General features: G+C 47.4%; 10 protein-coding genes and 1 pseudogene. 5 read left to right on the top strand and 6 right to left on the bottom strand.

What is annotated here, in order from left to right; all coding sequences use genetic code 11:
- Positions 1-3 precede the first annotated feature (3 nt).
- The gene (locus AC50YG_RS11405) at positions 4-954 is read right to left on the bottom strand and encodes an NAD-dependent epimerase/dehydratase family protein (RefSeq protein ID WP_494826876.1); all 951 of its coding nucleotides are present in this window, start codon (positions 952-954) and stop codon (positions 4-6) included.
- 276 nt (positions 955-1,230) lie between these two features.
- On the opposite strand from AC50YG_RS11405, the gene AC50YG_RS11400 reads away from it, so the two are divergent.
- A complete protein-coding gene (locus AC50YG_RS11400; RefSeq protein WP_494826874.1) occupies positions 1,231-2,190 on the top strand; it encodes an IS30 family transposase in 960 nt (319 codons plus the stop codon).
- 394 nt (positions 2,191-2,584) lie between these two features.
- On the opposite strand, the gene AC50YG_RS11395 is transcribed toward AC50YG_RS11400, so the two are convergent.
- The 3 genes from AC50YG_RS11395 to AC50YG_RS11385 all read right to left on the bottom strand — a co-directional run bounded on the left by AC50YG_RS11395 (position 2,585) and on the right by AC50YG_RS11385 (position 5,507).
- Positions 2,585-3,640, bottom strand: a complete 1,056-nt coding sequence (locus AC50YG_RS11395; protein ID WP_494826872.1) for a hypothetical protein — start codon at positions 3,638-3,640, stop codon at positions 2,585-2,587.
- Positions 3,641-3,733: 93 nt separating this feature from the next.
- Positions 3,734-5,224: a class I adenylate-forming enzyme family protein gene (locus AC50YG_RS11390; protein WP_494826870.1), complete on the bottom strand. Its 1,491-nt coding sequence runs from the start codon at positions 5,222-5,224 to the stop codon at positions 3,734-3,736.
- Between the two features lie 40 nt (positions 5,225-5,264).
- A complete protein-coding gene (locus AC50YG_RS11385; RefSeq protein WP_494826868.1) occupies positions 5,265-5,507 on the bottom strand; it encodes a phosphopantetheine-binding protein in 243 nt (80 codons plus the stop codon).
- Positions 5,508-5,728: 221 nt separating this feature from the next.
- Here AC50YG_RS11385 and AC50YG_RS11380 point away from each other — a divergent pair.
- The 4 genes and pseudogenes from AC50YG_RS11380 to AC50YG_RS11365 all read left to right on the top strand — a co-directional run.
- Positions 5,729-5,890: pseudogene (locus AC50YG_RS11380) on the top strand (transposase); the annotation flags it as partial.
- 495 nt (positions 5,891-6,385) lie between these two features.
- Complete coding sequence (locus tag AC50YG_RS11375; RefSeq protein WP_494826865.1) at positions 6,386-6,757, top strand: YhjD family protein; 372 nt, start codon at positions 6,386-6,388, stop codon at positions 6,755-6,757.
- Positions 6,754-8,022 (top strand): DNA polymerase IV, encoded by a 1,269-nt coding sequence (locus AC50YG_RS11370; protein WP_494826864.1) that lies wholly within the window; start codon positions 6,754-6,756, stop codon positions 8,020-8,022. The genes AC50YG_RS11375 and AC50YG_RS11370 overlap by 4 nt, the downstream gene beginning before the upstream one ends.
- Positions 8,019-8,510 carry a YhjD family protein gene (locus tag AC50YG_RS11365; protein WP_494826863.1) on the top strand — a complete coding sequence of 164 codons (492 nt, stop codon included), beginning with the start codon at positions 8,019-8,021 and terminating at the stop codon, positions 8,508-8,510. The genes AC50YG_RS11370 and AC50YG_RS11365 overlap by 4 nt, the downstream gene beginning before the upstream one ends.
- A gap of 151 nt (positions 8,511-8,661) precedes the next feature.
- On the opposite strand, the gene AC50YG_RS11360 is transcribed toward AC50YG_RS11365, so the two are convergent.
- Complete coding sequence (locus AC50YG_RS11360) at positions 8,662-9,990, bottom strand: DUF2515 domain-containing protein (RefSeq protein ID WP_494826862.1); 1,329 nt, start codon at positions 9,988-9,990, stop codon at positions 8,662-8,664.
- Positions 9,991-10,383: 393 nt separating this feature from the next.
- Positions 10,384-15,690, bottom strand: coding sequence for a pectinesterase family protein (locus AC50YG_RS11355; protein ID WP_494826861.1), 5,307 nt, complete (start codon positions 15,688-15,690; stop codon positions 10,384-10,386).
- Between the last annotated feature and the right edge of the window lie 74 nt (positions 15,691-15,764).

The following is a 15,764-nucleotide window of genomic DNA, read 5'->3' as shown; positions in this document are numbered from 1 at the left end:
CGTTTAATGGGTATATTGACCCTGATAATAATGAATCGTTCTAGTGAGTGCATCATGCAAACTGATCGCCGGTTCCCAGTCCATAATCGTCCTTGAAATGGTAATATCCGGCTTCCTTCTCCTCGGATCGTCTTCCGGCAGCGGAAGAAACTCGATCTGCGCGTTGGACTTCATTAGCTCCTTCAATATTTGGGCGACCTCAAGTATGGTGACTTCCTCCGGATTCCCCAAATTGACTGGCTGTTCATAATTGGTGCTCAGCAGTCTCACAATCCCTTCCAGCAAATCGTCGATATACTGAAAGCTTCTCGTCTGTCTGCCGTCGCCATAAATCGTAAGGTTTTGCTTTGACATGATTTCATTAATGAAATTGGTAATGACGCGTCCGTCATTTAAATCCATCTTCGGGCCGAATGTATTGAAGATCCGAATGACCCTTACCGGTATGCCGTATTTCCTGTTCATCCAGTAGGTGATCGCCTCTGCATACCGCTTCGCTTCGTTGTAGCAGCTTCTTGCTCCAACCGAATTCACGTTGCCATAGTAGCTCTCCTGCTGAGGGTGAACGGTTGGGTTACCGTAGATCTCGCTTGTTGAAGCCAAGAAGAACGCAGCCTGCTTTTCTTTGGCCAGATGCAGCAGATGCATCGTTCCTTCGCTGTTGACCCTCATCGTTTCGATCGGATAGGACAAATATTTGGGCGGGCTGGCAGGACTTGCGAAATGCATCACCCAATCGACAGGGCCTTCGATTGCGAGCGGATAAATGACGTCATGCTCGATAAACTTGAAATTTGGCGACCGTAAGAGATTGTCCATGTTGACAGTGAACCCGGTCAGAAAATTATCGACACCGATAACGGTATGCCCTTCCCGCAGCAGCCTCTCGGCAAGGTTGGAACCGATGAAGCCTGCGACTCCTGTTAATACAATGAATATTATGTTCCCCCCCATTGCTTAAGGTTTGTGAAACCACTATTAATTCAATCGGTGTTCCATCTAGATGATTGGATAATTAAAGATCAAAAACTCCTTAATAACCAATTTTTATATTCTTATACATAGATTATCATAAAAGACTTGCATTCAGTACCCAATAAATTCATATATATTACCTTATAAATTATAGGTGACGGATTGTAATATGAAGTGCGACACATAAAAATGACCCATGACCGATTCGTGTGTAGAATGAAGTTACCACACTACCCCTACACAGGAGAATCAGCCATGAGCTACCAACATCTTACCACAAGAGAGCGAAGCCAGCTAGAAGTACTGCATCAATTGGGATGGTCCGCTAGAGCCATTGCACGTAAGCTCGGGCGTCATCATTCCAGCCTATCCCGTGAGCTCAAACGTCAAGAAACAAGAGAATCTTACTGTGCGAATCGAGCACAAGCATCGTACATGGCCAAGCGAGCAAGTTGTAAACCCTTGGGTAAATGGAATGCTGAAAGGCAGCGGTACATCACGATGAGGCTCGCGGAGACCTGGTCTCCTGAACAGATTGAAGGCAGGATGAAGCGGGACGATCTCCATCTTCATGTATGCCATAAAACGATCTACCGATGGCTATACCAAGGAAAGCTCGTTAAAGGAAATACAGCTTTTCTAAGGCAGAAAGGGAAACGTCGTCAACCGCTGGAGAAGCGCGGACGTTTTACAATCGGGTTGTCCATTCACCAGCGCTACAAAGAGATACGTAAGCGTGAGACCTTTGGGCACTGGGAACTGGATACGCTTGTTTCTAGTTGTGGAAAAAGCAAAGCCTGCGTAGCTACATTCGCTGAGCGTAAAACAAGGTTCTACCACGCGATTAAAATGCAGGATCGTACAGCCTCTTCCATGGAGATGGCTTATAAACAGGCTGTCCTATCGATCCCGGCAACTGCCTTCGTAACGGCTACCGTTGATCGTGGTAAAGAGTTTGCCTGCCACGAACGCCTAACTGCTTTGCATGGCATGAAGGTGTATTTTGCCGATCCTTATTCCTCTTGGCAGCGAGGCACGAATGAAAATGCGAACGGACTGCTAAGAGAGTTCTTTCCTAAGGGCTATGATTTCGCAGACGTTACAGAAGAGGAATTAGCGTGCGCTTTGTTCCTTATTAATAACCGTCCTCGAAAGTGTCTAGGATGGAAAACCGCACACGAAGCTTTTCAGGTTGAAGTGTCGCACTTGGCTTGACAATCTGTCAGGTATTAAACAAGCAGGAACTGTGCGTTGCTCCCAAACTAGACAGGTACGCGTCTATGCATTAATCAAAACATGTCGGGTCAAATGCCAAGATGCCAAGAGAGATTCTTGAAGTGAGTGGATTCGCTGTGGAGTTGCTGGGAATAAAGCGATTGAAGCAATGCGGATCGTTGGAAAACAAGAAGAAAAAAAAGGCTGTCAGCAAACGGATAAAACCAACACAAGAGCGACTGTTTGGAGCTTATTCAATAAGCTGTATAGCAAAGCTTATACTCCCAGCATCACTCCCTCCATATATATACCTAGATCTCCACCGGCTTCGGTTTGGCCTTCTACCCGATGCAATATGAGATATCCCCGGCTGACATCATCTACTCCCTCGACGTTACTGAATGCCTATCCGCTTCAGCCATCGTTCAAGGAATATTGATTCTTCATTTTCTATATTCGTTATCAGTGTATGTAAGCTTTCTAAAATACTCACATTCCTTGTCAAATTATATTTAAGCGCTACATTCACAAGTATCTTCGCCTTAACTTCAATTGATATGAATTCGTCTATATGCTCTTGATTTAATTTACTTAGATGCCGATTATCGTACAAATACTTGAGTCTTAACGTCATTATCTTCTTATGGTCATAAAGTAAATGAAAGGGTCTTTGATCAAGTTTAGACTTTTTTTCCGATGTCTCTTTCACATAATTTAATAGAGTTGTGTATATTCGCATGCCGAAGTCAAGATTATCCCTGTCGCCCCCATAGTTGAACATCTCCCAATATTCCGGCGTTTTGTTAGTGAAATAGTTTCTTATAGAATTTACTAGGGTATCTGCACTGAAATTATCCTGATATTGATCATTGAATTTATACAGATAAACCATTTCTCTTAGATAATCTTGATTTGTTGTTAAATGATTAGTGTTGAAAGCACGATTGAAATCTGTAAATGATATTTCAGCTTGACTATAAACTCCGTTCTTAAAAAAATCGGAAACATATAATATCTCTCTATTTAAATCATAACCATAGACAAATATGTCATGATGCAAATGGAGTCTATTATATCGTTCGCTTAATGGCACGTAGAAATAATTCACCATTGTGTGGACATAATTATTGGAATTAATGTTTTCTATAATAAAATGAATAACAGAGTCCCATTTAGTTGTTACAGTATCTCTATGTATCTTTTGAGTAGTAATCCATTTGCATGCATCTGAAGGTCGCAGCTCATAAGTCAGAGGGAAATAAAAATCTCCCCAATTATGTTTATAATCTTTGTTAATATATAATTGAATATAATTACTAAATATCCATGGGTGTGCGCACTCATAATGGGTAAGTATGGACAAGAGATGAGCATGTTGCGTATATGTTGTAATCATCGGATAACTTATTGGCAATATTCCCCTGCCTAATGTTGGAGTTGTATTCTTCATTTTTTTTCGTTCACCCCTAGTTATCTTATTAAGTTGCTTAAGGATGTCGAAGAGGCGTGCTCTCCAACATCATGGGTCCAGCTCCTTGTTTGTTCAGTATATCTCATTTAGCAATAAGCGCTTCGTACTTGCCCTGTCCAGTTTTCCTGTTTTTGTTTTTGGAATTTCATCTATAATCCTCCATTGTCTAGGCACTTTATACGACGACAAATGCAAGTTGCAAATTTTTGTAAGCGCATCCATATCAACCAGACATTCTTCAAAAACTTTCAGAAATGCGATGGGTACTTCGCCTAATAGATCATCGTGCACACCAACAACTATGACTTCCTCAACTTCTTTCAAGCCATATAAAAACTCTTCGATTTCTTCCGGATAGATATTGATACCGCCGGATATAATGATATTCTTCTTTCTGCCTGTGATTATGAGACACCGTGATTCATTCCAATATCCCAAATCTCCTGTCTTTAACCAACCATCAACAATTGTATCGTTCGTTAACTCTGGGTTTTTGTAATAACCGAGCATCACATTTGGGCCCTTGACCCAAATTTCTCCGATAGCTGCTCCTTCAACCTCATTCTCTTCTTCGTCAACAAGTCGAATAGAAACGTCACTGATGGGTGATCCACAGGATAAGCAGCGGTCTCCCCGTTCCATCATGCTCACCCGCGGAGAAGCTTCTGTCAATCCATAGGTTTGAATAATGTCCGCTTTGGGAAATACAGTCTGAAGATTGTCTACTAATTTCGCGGGAATCGCCGCACCGCTAATAACAATAAATTCAATTGAATCAAAGGCACTCCAGTTTGTTGTCTGATGAAAATCGGAAACAAAGTGCATCAATTGCGTAGGCACCGCTGAGAATGCCGTGACCGCCTTATTCTGAAACAGTTTAAACGCTGTGCGCGGCAGCAAGGGCAGGCTGATAAGTTTAATTCGGGTTCCATAAAGCATGCAAGAAATCAATTGCGTGACAATCGTAGAACTGAAATGAACGGGCATCGTTACAAGAAACGAATCTTGATCCGTATAACCCACCTTTCCACCATGTGCCAACGCATTCGTTAATACATTCCAATGGGATAGCATAACGATTTTAGATTTTCCGGTTGTGCCCGATGTAGGAAGGAGAATCGCACATTGATTGGGATCGGACTGATTCGTTAACGAGATCGATTCAAACGAAGGCATCGGTTCTTGCGATAAATCCTGAGCGGTAACCCAAGGAATGTCGCAATTTAAATGCGCAGGCTGTACATATTTGCTGATAACCAGTTTGGCGTCACTGGCATTTAAAATATTTTCAATTTCAGTTTTGGATGCCGAGTAAGGAACCGGTACTAATACATAACCGCAGAACTGAATGCCAAGCGCCGCAATAATGAACAAGGGCTCATTATTTGTGTATAATGCAAGATGACTTCCGGACTCAAGATCAAAGTTCTTCTTTATATATAAAGCAATCAAGTATGCTTCTGTCATCACCTCCGCGTAAGTCCAGTGCTGCTTTATATCTTGAAGGATAATGTGTTCTTTGCGATCACAAGCTTCCATAAATAAACGCTCAATGATAGTCATAATCTTCTCCTCTATATGATCTATCTAGCTCCGTTGCAATTTATGCTATCGTTTTCTCGGTCAAATAATTAAGGATTAATCCAGCCGTGGAGAACTTTTCAAACAATAGATCCTCATCAGGGATCGCGATGTTAAACTTCGATTCCATTGAAACAATAAGCTTGATGAAGCCAACCGAATCGATCCCTTGATCCAACAAATTGGTATCGTGGTCATCTGGATACTCGATTTCAAGCTCAGCAAAAATTTCATCTCTCAAGATAAATTCAATTGATCTAGACATCATGTTTCCTCCGTTCGATAATCTTTAGAAAGACTGGTTAGAGAGGATGGCATACATGGTGATATTCAGTAATGAGCAAGTGAAAGTGATTGTGAAGGAGAACAATCTCAAAACGATGGACAATGTGCATTCGCACTGAAAGAGTTGTTTGCAGAGACGCTGCAATTTATGCTGGAGGCGGAATATGACACGGTGCATAACATGAAAAGCATGACGCGAAGAGTACAACGACGGAAATGCTCGAGGGCTACCATCGTCAACATCGCAAAGCCACTAAAGAAAAAAGCATTTTCCCAAGCGATGAAGCGCTGCTGAAAATGCTCTACATAACTACAATGAATGTCACTCGTAAATGGACAGGGCGTGTACAAAACTGGGACTAAGTACCCCATCACCTCTCCATTTTCTTCCTCGACGGGAACGAACAATATTGCGTTAAAGTTTTGTTTCAAGAGAGTTTACACTAGTAGATTTACAGCACCTAGTGCTTACTGTATTTAATATAAATTACAAATCTACCAATTGTCAACAAGCTTGAACAATTCCGTTGATGCCCTCTAGAATTCCATTCGTCATCTGGCTATTTCTCTCATTTGCGATTGTTTCATCATGTTAACGCGGTGACAACGTCAATTGCTCGATATAGATCCAAAAATGCGTATGGTACAGGGAAAATATATTCAACGCAACTATCCCAGCCATAAGCTTGTCCTACGTTTTTTTGTATCATTCTCCTTTCACAGGAACCAGAGCTTTAACACCTCGATTCTTTTTCCAAGCTGGTCGAAATTACCTGCCTGCGAAACCTTGCATAGAGAACATACATTCGGTATATAATACAGAATACGAATAAACGTTCGCGTCATGGTGGTGTAGCTATGAGTGTCCATTCAATCATCGAAACGGAAGAGGATTTGCTAATCATTAAAAAGCATACCCTGCTGCCAATCCTTCTCGAAATGTTAGCTAGAGACATCAACGAATTAAAAATGTATCGGAACAAAATTATTTACAATCATATCCTTTTTTATCTCAATGAAATGGAGCAACGCATCTATCTTGAACTGCAAAGCATTAAGAAACAAATGAAAGAACGAAATATTAAAGCGTTAAACACCGAGATGAATGCGCGGGGGGTCCATGTTGAATATAAAGTTCGCGGTTATATCCACCATTTCACCATGCTGAGAAGTTTAGTGAAGGCTGAGCTAATGACCATGCTGATGAATATGCGGAGGCGATTGGAATGAAGGAAGCAACTGAAAGGGTTATATTGCTCGCGGATTGTCAAAGTTTTTACGCAAGTATTGAGAAAGCCAGCCATCCGGAGTGTAAAAATAAACCCGTTGTTGTGGCTGGCTCTGTTGAGCGCCGCTCAGGTATTATTTTAGCGGCTTGCCCCATTGCTAAGCAATACGGCATAACGACGGCCGAACGGCTCGGAATCGCTTTAAATAAATGTCCGGAGCTTGTCGTCCTGCGCCCCCGCATGCAGCATTATATCGATGCCTCTATGATGATTACGGGCATTTATGAGGAGTTTACGAATCTGGTTGAAATTTTCAGCATTGATGAGCAGTTTCTGGACATTACGGCAAGCCTCCCTCTTTTCGGAGACCCTGTTACGATAGCCAAAGCCCTTCAACAGAAGGTTCTCCTGCAGACAGGCGTATGGATAAGGGTGGGCATAAGCTCCAATAAAATGCTTGCTAAAATGGCCACGGACATCTGGGCAAAAAAGAATAAGGATGGCATCTTTACCCTTCCTAAAACAGAAGTCGAAGCTTTGCTGTGGCCGCAGCCGGTCCATAAAATGTTTGGAGTCGGCTCACGCATGACCACCCATTTCACTCGTCTTGGTATGCATACAATAGGCGATATTGCCAGAACGCCGCTTCCGCGTCTTAAGGACCAGTTTCGCTTTCGCTTTGGCAAGCAATCCGATATTCATGCCGAGGTGCTGTGGCGAACGGCCAACGGCATCGATGACAGCCCGGTTACACCTGAAACCTTCAACACTCCGCCAAAATCGGTTGGCCATATGATGACTTTGCCCCGAGATTATATGGAGCCCTCGGAGGTAGATACCGTTCTGCTTGAGCTGACCGAGGAGGTTTGCCGCGATTGCCGCCGCAAAAAATATATGGGCCATGTTGTCACGGTCAACTGCATGTGCAGCCCCTACGAAGCTCCCACCGGATTTTCGCGCCAAATGAAGCTTCTCGATCCCACAAACCATACCCAAACGGTTTTTGAAGCGGTGAAGCAGCTCTTTTATAAATTTTGGGATGGCATGCCTGTACGCCGGGTCGGTGTGACCATCAGCCAGCTCATGGACGATCAAAGCTATCAGCTTACCCTCTTTGATGATCAGATCAAGCTTAGAACGCTGGAGAAAGTGACAGACAGCATCAAAAATCGATACGGAAGCACCGCAATTGTAAGAGCTTCATCCCTTACTGCCGCAGGGCAAGCAGCGGATAGGTCCATAAAAATCGGGGGGCACTACAAATGAGCAAAAAACTTGAAAAGAACGGGCTCTGGGAATCGAGCCGAATGATGCTTCCACAGCATAAGGAGGCTTTTCAGAACAGATTCCAAAAGCAAGCGCCCCAGCCCGTCCGTCCAACAGCGGAGGAAATCCATATGATGAAAGATTATGTACTGCTGCCGATCATGCATGCAATCATCGTCAAAAAAGCCCGCGAGGCAGAGCAATCCTCAGAAACGCTAAGACTGCTCTATTCTAAAGCAGCCCAATTGCTGGCTAGAAATGTTCATGACGACCTAACCCAATTAAAGAGAGCATTGACGGAGAACAATATCCGCGTTTTTGAAGAGGAGAAAAACCATCAAGAGGCCCGTTACCGCTATATTTGCCGGGAATATGAAGATCATTTCACCATCACCCGGGACTACATGCGTGCCGAGATAAGCATTCGAATCGGACGCTATGTGGACGGTCTTGTATCAGCTATGACAGGCGCTGGAAAGGCAAATTAATTGATGCCAGCTCGATTTGATAGCAGCACCGCGCCTATGCAATCGTTCAAGCCGAAAGGACCACCGAAGCAGCAGCCTATGCCCGCCCGCAAACACCGGGTTCGACAATAAAATGTCGCGCAGAATATGTCCAATATTTCCCCAAGCTCCGCTAGGGCTTCCACTGCTGAGAAGCCAGCACAGCCAGTTCAATTTTGTTCAGCAGCAGGCTGTATTCATTGGTCATTTCAAAAGAATGCGGCAGCGGCAGCTTTTGAAAATAGGGAAGCACCTGTGCTGCCTGCCGGAACCAATCGCCAGGCTCAGGCGCCTCAAACTCCCGATCTGGCCAGACGCTGCTTAGCTCCGGGCTGAATAATGGAGCAGCACCAGATGCTAGCCGTCTCCCCGATAGCCGCTCCTTATAAGGCCTCTGTGGCGGATCACGCCTGATCGCTGCAAACAAATGAGAGGCATAATCCGCTCGTGACCCCGTGTGACGGATGGCCTGCGCGAAAGCAAAGGCGCCGTCATGCACCTCCGGCACAGCGAAAAGCAGCGCATACAGCCGTTTGCCAAACTCGATTCGTTCCTTCAGATTGTCGAAGCTTTCCAAAACAAGCCCCGCAAGCTTCATTTCCTCACCCGCGGACCGATAGCAAAACAGAACCGCATTAAGCTGCAATAATGACTGCAAGCCGAAAAAAACCGTATCCAGCACCTCCTTGCGGAAAAAAGGATGCTGCACAATTCGGTTTTCAATGTAATTTTGCTCATTTACAATAAGGGCAACCGTCAAAACGGCGGAATCGCCGCTCTCCCAAAACATTTGCCAAACCGGGACCATAAAGCGGGACACACCCAACTGCGGCAGCAAATGAAACAAAGGACGCCCCGCTTTGCAGCTTGCCTCATACAGCAGCAGCTGCGGATAAGCATCCTGAAAGATCAACGCATTCGCGCGCTCCAAAAAGCGGAATACAGCCTCGCGGGCGGATCGGCCCAGTAAGTAAGGCAGCCACTCCCCTTGTAAATCGGTCATATTCCAGCCTCCATTGCGTGAAACCAAATGGGCAAGCAGCGCCCAGTGCAGCTCCGGCCAACGTTCATAAATCGCCAAATAAGCTCCCGTTCTCGTCACATTGTTGCGGTTCAGATGAACAGCGTCTGCTCGGATCGTGGCAAGCAGCACATGATCGGCTGAGCCCGCAACCGCAGCCGCAGCCATGCTCTCGGCAGCGTTAAAATTGCCATTAGTATTAGCATTGGAGCTACCAGTTTCCTGCTTCTGCTCCAGCTCAAGCTGCGTCCATGAGGCTGCAAGCTTAGAGACGATTGAAGGCTGCATAACAAGCGGGTGCGCTTCTGCAGCCATTTTTTGCGACTCGCCAAAGCTATGCCACTTGCCAACCGCATACTGCCAAGCATCTGCCGGCAGTTGGATGCAGCGCAGAAGCCACGCTCTAAAACCGCTCCCAAGCTTTCCGCTCGCGCCTCCCATGAGCTCTCCTCCATCCTTTATCGCTAACTTCCTATTCCAAAAGCTGCAATTATGCTAAAAAGATAGTCTTGCCGGAAAAGAACAGCAGTATCCGCCAACGACTCCACCGATGATTCCATCTTGTAGCCGGCCCCTTCCCCGCATAAAGGAGCAACGGGCTTTTCATGACTCCTTTTGAGAATGCTCGTTTATTCCAATAAAAACTTCTTTGTTCCATCCGCTTCCAGGCCCGCTGGTAAGCGTTGTATTATTTTTATCAGATGATTATGTATATTTTGGTTTTGCACAAAAAAAACCTCTTAATAGAGGGAAAGAAAAAGGTACAACCTACTCCTGCTTCTCGAGTGGTTGTACCTTTTAAATTAGTTTGAAGGGCAGATGCCTTCTTGGGGGTTAAGACAGCCGCTCGCTTAGTCTGACTATAATCGCAATCATCTCAGCTCTTGTCAGCGCTCGGTCAGGCTCCATTGTCGACGCTGAGACGCCGTAAAGCAGTCCCGCCCTCACAGAATATTCAATGCCTTCCCGGTATGGCGAGCTAGCAATGTCGGCAAATGTCTGCGCATCTCTGACAGGGTCAAGACTGCCTCCGGTCGTTTCGTAGAGCACCTGCGCAAGCAGCTCTCTGGTGATCGGCTCCTCTCCCAGACTGCTGGCAGCCCTCAGCGTCTGCTCGCTGAGCTTTGCGCCGATCGAGGCCGTGGCGTAGAAGGACCAATGCGATTTGTCCGTTACGTACCGCTCGACCGTACTTCTTGGCAGCGAGCTAGCGACCAGACCGCTTCTCATAAGCACGCGGTCCAAGAAGGTGAAAGCATCCGCTGTTCGGAGCGGCTGGTTCGGAGCAATCGTGCCATTTGGCATGCCGCTTACTAAGCCAAGCCTAGCGGCCTCACGGATAGAGGCTAACGCCCAATGTCGATCATCTGCGTCTTTGAAGCTGGCGCTCGTTGTGGACGGGAGCTTGAGCACGCGATAGCGGCCTTCAATATGGATACCCAGCGCCTTCAGCGCTTCTACCGGATTCGCGGCAATGACGGCCAGCTCCTCGTTCGTAAACGCATGATTCGTCAACGAGGCAAGCAGCTTGATCGTTAACCCTTGCTCGGAGGACCAGGTATACGGCAGAAATTCCTCTATAGAGGTCGCCAGCTTCTGCTGCTCTGCGCCGCTCAGCTTCTCGAAAGCGGCCTTGACCTGAGCGATGGATGTATGGCTGCTGCCGTTTCCTTGATCATTTCCGTGTTGGCCTCCGCCTGACGACGGCGTAGTCGGCTGGGTCGGATCAGAGGAATCGTTGTAGGAGGTTTTCGCCCACTGCACCGGCAGCAGCTTCAGCTTGCCAGCTCCTGCATACGGAAGCACCAGTCTGTTCAGTTGCTCTGCTTCATACAGCTGATAACGATAAGGAAGCTTGCTCTTAAATGCGGTCGCATCCAGCGTAAGTCTGGCCTGGGACTCGTCAGTTACCGTCAAGCTTGCTGGAATCCCATTTAGAGTGTATAACGTGTCGACAGCGCCTATATAACCGGCTGGACTCGACCCATTGCCGCTTAGCAGCGCTTTGACAATACCGCGAATATCGGAATTCTCAATCAGCAGAGACGCGCCTACGGTCGAAATTGCGCCGTTGCTGACGACCTTCGGTTGCGCCTGTTCGTTCGCAAGCGACTGGCGAAGCGCCAGCAGCGCGGACGCATCCATAATTGTGTTGTATACATGGCCGGAGCCTGCACGGAGCCGTGGAATCCGGTCCATAGAGTTAAGGTAATAGTTGTTGGCCAGCGTAATTCTTAAATTCTTTTGATTGGCTTCCGTATCCGAAGCGCCGATGAGGTGAGTTTTCTTCTGCGCCGCCGCAAAGGAGCGTGCTTGCGCCTTGGTCATGCCGAACTCGGTCAGCAGCTTGTTGTAATAAGGATATTGCTCTGGACTCGCCTCCAGCAGCACCATCATATCGTTGAAGAACGAGCCTTCGCTTTCCGGTAGAAACCGACTCCACGAAATCGTAACATCGGTTGTATCTGTGTCTGTGGCTTTTTTTATGTCAACGATGCCGTCATACGCTTTATAGAAGGTGCTATGATCGATCCAGATGCCTGTACTGCCTTCCTGGACAGTAATATAATCCCAATCATTGCGGTCATAGTCGCCGCCCGTCTGCTCGTCCCACTCCCACAACTCGTCGAACACTAAATTCCGAATGATGATATTGCTTGAGCCGTTGATTTCTATTTTTACGTGAGTCAGCTTTGCTCCGTTCTGGGAGAAAATCGTAAGACCGCTCAAGCCCTCAAGCCGGAGCGTAGAAATACCTGACTTTTTCAGCGTCGGATGCAGCAGCGGCTGATGCTGGGCCGGCTGAATGAGTCTGCCGTATTTTGTAATCGCATCCCCGATTTCCTCGGAACCAAGCGCAATATCGCCGAGCAGTTCAATGACTGCTGCCTTTCCAGTGTCCTTTGCCCCGGCGAGCGCGCTTAGAAATTGCTCAGGTGTTGAAACCTTATGGTAGTTCTCCGATGTCTCTAGCAGCAGCCCGCCGCCCGTTACCTGCCTAGACGCTGCGTAGCCCTCCAGAGCATAGCGGCCAAGTCCGGTATCATCAGAGGAGTCGGGGTTAGCTTTGTCAAACACATAGGTGGACTCGACGAACTTCTCCTCGGCGACGGTTATCCTATTCCCAACATAGTCGCCTTGTGATCTAGCAATAACCGTCTCATAAGGGTCCCACCCAAGGAAGGAGGACGTGAGCATCTTCTCCGCCTTGACCTTTGAAATTTGTGGCCGTCCGCTATGAATCGCGAAACCGTCTCCATAGGTGTAGTATTCATTGAAGCGCGCCTTTACCGCCAGGTTGCCGCTCATATCTGTATACGGCGCTTGCTTGTTCACAATCCCGCTCATATACATATTGATGAATGTTGCGGCACCATCCGGTCCCCAAGGCCGCGCGAGTAAATATTTCGTGCCGAAGGCTCCTTCCTCGGCAATAATTCGGCTATTATTGAAAATATAACCGTATGGCTTGTCGGCAGCCGTTCTCGGAGCGGTTACGTAGCCGCTGTTCCTCATGGGATGATATCGGAAGACGATATCCGAATCATTAAACAACGCCTGTGCGTCTCCGTAAATAAAGTCCACATTGCCAATAATGTAGCTCTTGTAATAATATTGACGATTTTTGCTGGCATACAGCGTATCCTGATAACCGATCAGCTTCACATGGACAAAGGTGCTCTGATCCGCATCTACCCGCAGCGCATCGGCTGATTCGTTGGATTTGGAGCCATCACCCAAGTAGCGGTACGTATTCTCAAAGGTCAGATTCTCTGCGGAGAAGTTCGCAGCGCTTTCCAGAATATATACCGCATTCCTATCTGCGGTGCTGCCACCTTCCGGCGACAGAACCGGATCGTAGAAGTTGATATTGACTTGATCCCGATCCTCGCCAATCAGGCTGATGTTAGGCGCAGAAATTCTAAGGTGCTCGTCGTAGCTGCCTTCCTTGATTAGAATAACGGCGCGTTCCGAATTATCGGCAGGTACGGCATCAACGGCTGCTTGCACAGTGCTGTACAGCTTAACACCGGGCTGCTCCTCCGACAGCCCTCCTTGCAGACCCTGATAGGCAGCATCGACAATCGCATCGTAATGAGTTAAATATACAAAGTTGAAGGACGATCTGGTCGTATTCCCGCTCTGATCCGTGAAGAGGAGGGTAACATCATTGCGTCCCTGCTTCAGCAGGGCTCGGAAGGCGAACGCTTCCTTCGGGTTCAGCTTGACCTGTTCCTGCTCGACACTGTTGACAAGCAGTCTCAGCGTGCCGCTGCGGTCGACGACACCCTCAAGCGTTGCTTTGTCCGCAAACACCGTGTCATACGATTTTTTCGTGATGAATAGTTCAGCCGCTGCGTCTTCATATACGTATTCTCCCGTATGCCCCGCAGAAGGCACGGACAATACCGGTACCGAGCCGTTGCTGGAATTGATCGCCGAATTCGCCACAACGTAGTAATAATATGGCGTTTCATTAATGACATCTGTATCTGTATAGGTTGTTGCCATTAATTCCTTGGCCAGCAGAGCATATTCGCTCTGATCGGAAGATCTGCGGTAAATGGCGTATGTGGCGGCCTCATTCACGCTGTTCCAATGAAGCGTCAGCTTTCCGTCGCCGCTCTCGATTGTGGCGACGGGGGCCGACAGTGGCTCGACTACCGCAACCGTGGCGGATATGACCGGCTCCGTACGGATAGCGCCTGCTATGCCGTACACTTTGAACTGATAGAAGCCGCTTGCCTCCACGGTTGCCATGTAGAATTTGTCCTTCAACTGATCGGCTATGATCTTATAGGTTGCTCCGCCGTCGGTTGACATTTCGACGACGTAGGCTGCATCATCATCAGCACTTGGCGTATCGCCGTTCCAGGATAAGGAGATTTGCGTTCTGTCCTCAGACAGCACGGGCTGTGCAATCCCCGTTGCCGTCGGTGCTTCACCGATGGCGGCATAAGCATCGTTCTGGTCATACAGCACATTCCCTTGCTCATCCTTGAACACAAGATTTCGAATAACCACCTCGACATTGGAGAAAGCGAAGCCGTATTTCAGATTTGCCGCTGCTCCGCCATCCAGCGCAATATTCCTATATTCAATTAAAGCGCTGTATGTTTGCTTGTTAAGAGTTGCCTCCGAATACCAGCCGCCAGCCCGCTTCTGATTGACCATGCGAATCGTATCGCCAATTTGATAAGCAAGGTCCATGCTTCCCGCGCTTGGTGTATTAGGGCTTCCGCTCTTGCTGTACACATTGCGGAGGGTTTTGTTTCCCCTCACCCCAATAGTTGCAATTCGCGAGATGCTATTCCCGCTGTCGAACATGCCGAAGAATACGCCCTTATTGCTTGAATTGCCGACTGACTTAATCTGAATATCCGCTTCAATCGTGGCTGCATCCTCTCTCGCGTCGAAGACGTAATAGCTGATGCCGCTCAGGGAGCCGATATTCGCATTGCCGTTCGCATGCCCGACAATAAGCCGCTGTCCTTGAGGAGCAACCGTCAACGTATTGTCCGGGTCGATTTCAGCGGGCATGGCCGGCTGCACTTTCACATCAGGCGGGCTGCCCAGTGCTCCGGCATGGTCGCCAGCGACCAGATCGAAGGAGTAGTCGCTGGAGCTAGACGGTGTCTCAAACACGCTCTGATCCTTCACATGGACACGGTATTCAGCCGGATAAGTGGTCTGATCTGCAAACGTGGCAACAAGCTCGTTCGTGCCCGGCACGATGGCAAGCTTGGATACGACAGCTGTACTCAGATTGGTCAGGTCTGAGTCGTCTAGCTCGTTGCCGCTCAGATCCAGACTTATTGAAGCGCTTTCACTTTTAGCGTAATGCACTAAGCCCGTTGGAATTGTAAGGGATGAGGCGGATTCGGCTGACAGTGCACCAGTAACATTTACAATGACATTGCCAATCTGCAACGAGAAATCCTTTTGCGCCCAGCTCTTTAACTCAACCTCTTCGCTTGCGCTGGAAATCTCCGGTTCCGACAACGTTCCAAGGGAGACTGCTTCCTCCCATTCTTTCATATCACTGGCAGCCGCCGGCAACGGCACAGCTGCGAGTAGCATAGCAGCCGCAAGTGTCAGCGCTGTCCATTTCCTGCACACGTTCCACAATCTGTTAACCATCTGATCGCCCCTTTCTCTTTCATTTTCTGTACATGATTCCATTATATGGGCGAATGCTGATCCAACTCAACGGC

It is taken from the genome of Paenibacillus sp. J31R34 (genome assembly GCF_059383715.1).
This window is presented reverse-complemented; position numbering and strand designations above follow the sequence as displayed.

What these genes read in the sequence shown, in the direction of transcription:
- AC50YG_RS11375 (WP_494826865.1), top strand. Translation starts at nt 6,386, where the DNA reads ATGAGTGTCCATTCAATCATCGAAACGGAAGAGGATTTGCTAATCATT.
- AC50YG_RS11385 (WP_494826868.1), bottom strand. Translation starts at nt 5,507, where the DNA reads ATGTCTAGATCAATTGAATTTATCTTGAGAGATGAAATTTTTGCTGAG.
- AC50YG_RS11390 (WP_494826870.1), bottom strand. Translation starts at nt 5,224, where the DNA reads ATGACTATCATTGAGCGTTTATTTATGGAAGCTTGTGATCGCAAAGAA.
- AC50YG_RS11355 (WP_494826861.1), bottom strand. Translation starts at nt 15,690, where the DNA reads ATGGTTAACAGATTGTGGAACGTGTGCAGGAAATGGACAGCGCTGACA.
- AC50YG_RS11395 (WP_494826872.1), bottom strand. Translation starts at nt 3,640, where the DNA reads ATGAAGAATACAACTCCAACATTAGGCAGGGGAATATTGCCAATAAGT.
- AC50YG_RS11365 (WP_494826863.1), top strand. Translation starts at nt 8,019, where the DNA reads ATGAGCAAAAAACTTGAAAAGAACGGGCTCTGGGAATCGAGCCGAATG.
- AC50YG_RS11360 (WP_494826862.1), bottom strand. Translation starts at nt 9,990, where the DNA reads ATGGGAGGCGCGAGCGGAAAGCTTGGGAGCGGTTTTAGAGCGTGGCTT.
- AC50YG_RS11405 (WP_494826876.1), bottom strand. Translation starts at nt 954, where the DNA reads ATGGGGGGGAACATAATATTCATTGTATTAACAGGAGTCGCAGGCTTC.
- AC50YG_RS11370 (WP_494826864.1), top strand. Translation starts at nt 6,754, where the DNA reads ATGAAGGAAGCAACTGAAAGGGTTATATTGCTCGCGGATTGTCAAAGT.
- AC50YG_RS11400 (WP_494826874.1), top strand. Translation starts at nt 1,231, where the DNA reads ATGAGCTACCAACATCTTACCACAAGAGAGCGAAGCCAGCTAGAAGTA.